This window comes from Micromonospora sp. NPDC050686 (assembly GCF_040654475.1).
GTDB lineage: Bacteria > Actinomycetota > Actinomycetes > Mycobacteriales > Micromonosporaceae > Micromonospora.
Genome location: NZ_JBFAID010000141.1, coordinates 1 through 1,527 on the forward strand (window position 1 = coordinate 1; position 1,527 = coordinate 1,527).

The window sequence follows — 1,527 nt, forward strand, 5'->3', positions numbered from 1 at the left end:
GCCCGCATCCGCAGCGAACGACAACGACGCTGGGGCCAACCCGCCACCCGCGCAGCCTGACCAACACCGTCAACGTTCGTGGTCACGGCACTAGCGCGTCCCCATCTCCGATCGCCAGGACTCGCGACGTCGTGTCGGCATGCGGCCAGTCAGCCATGAACTGACGGACCCTCGGCCAGACAACATGGCGGTAATGCATTCTCGGTTGGAGCACAGCATCGGCGAGGATCCCGCCCATGTGACCGTACGTCCGTCTTTCGCGGCAGTCGATCTCAAGGTCAGCCCTCGACGCGATGAAGCGCAAGAGTGCCTCGACATCATCGTCTCTGCATGGCTCGGATGGGCCCATGCCAGCATCATCGTGTCCGCGCAACCACTGCACCTCCACCGGCCGGCCGATTCCTAGCTACCGCCGGCCGAGCGCGACATGTTCGTCCCGAGCTCCTGGCGAAGGCTTCCTACGCGGTTGCGTCCGCACCACCTGCTGACATACGCATTGCGGGTGTCAAGGACGGCGAGTCGGTTCCGCAGTGCTGACCAAGTGGGGGCCGACCGTTCGGTCACGTGTACGACGAGGCGTCACGGTCCGCCATCGTCCGCTCATGCTCGCCGGTTTGCTGCTCGCTTCGCTGCTCGGCCAGGCCGTGTATGAGAGCGGCGGCTCGTCACGGTGATCGGATCCCGTCGGACGTGCGGCCTACCATGTACGCCGTGACGAGGGATGCTCCGAAGCGGGTTCCCTGCTAACTCGGGAGGTGGGCGGGCCCCCGCCCTCTCGCATACCCGCATCCACTCCCAATCTCGGAGGTGATCGACATGTCATCAAGGCGTTAGCCCCGCGCACGGTGCGCGGGCTGCCGAAGGGCAGGTCGTCACATGGCCCGTACCGACATTCACCGACCCGAGCGAGTGCAGCGGCGGGACCCGCTGCTGCGTCACTGGTTCACCGACACCCACGAGCACGGCTCCGGCCCCTGCGACATTGACGAGTTCCTCGCCTCGCCCGACTGGATCCGCACCCGCTGCTACCGGCAGCCGTCGGCCCAGGCGCCGAACCTGTGCGGCTGCCAGCTCTGCAGCTTCCAGTCGCACCGCAAGCTCGCCCGCCGGCAAGAGCGCGTCGCCTGGTGCGCGATCCGTCGGCAACTCCTCGCCGAGCACCGCGGCGGCGAGCGCGACCTCGACGTCCCCCCGATCCGCGGAAGAGCCTGGTAGGTGAAGCAGAAGCTCATCAGCGGCGACGAGCAAGACGTCATCGGGCGCAACCAGCGCACCTACAAGTACCTGTAGTTCGCGCAGGTCGAGCACGTCAATTGCCGGCTGTCGTTGACCGCTGTTGCCCCTCGGCGACCGCCGGATCGGGCACGCAACGGGCACCCGCCGACGGCTGCCGCGATGCCTCCCTCACAAGGCGGTTTCGGCAAAGGTCGCAGCCCTGTCTGTCAGGGTGAGTTGAGGCCAGCGGCTCATAGCAAGTCCGCCGGACAGGGCGAGTTCAGGATCGAGAAGCGTTGAATACTGCTGTTG

General features: G+C 66.6%; 2 protein-coding genes. Both read left to right on the forward strand.

Translation table 11 applies throughout. The annotated features are described in order from the left end of the window. Window positions 1-205: 205 nt before the first annotated feature. Complete coding sequence (locus AB0H57_RS32805; RefSeq protein WP_357512625.1) at window positions 206-406, forward strand: hypothetical protein; 201 nt, start codon at window positions 206-208, stop codon at window positions 404-406. Between the two features lie 470 nt (window positions 407-876). Further along, on the forward strand, window positions 877-1,215 hold the full coding sequence (locus tag AB0H57_RS32810; protein WP_357512627.1) for a hypothetical protein: 339 nt from the start codon (window positions 877-879) through the stop codon (window positions 1,213-1,215). Window positions 1,216-1,527 lie beyond the last annotated feature (312 nt).

Bases quoted from the DNA above. Each gene is read 5' to 3' on its own strand.
- AB0H57_RS32810 (WP_357512627.1), top strand. From the start codon at position 877: ATGGCCCGTACCGACATTCACCGACCCGAGCGAGTGCAGCGGCGGGAC.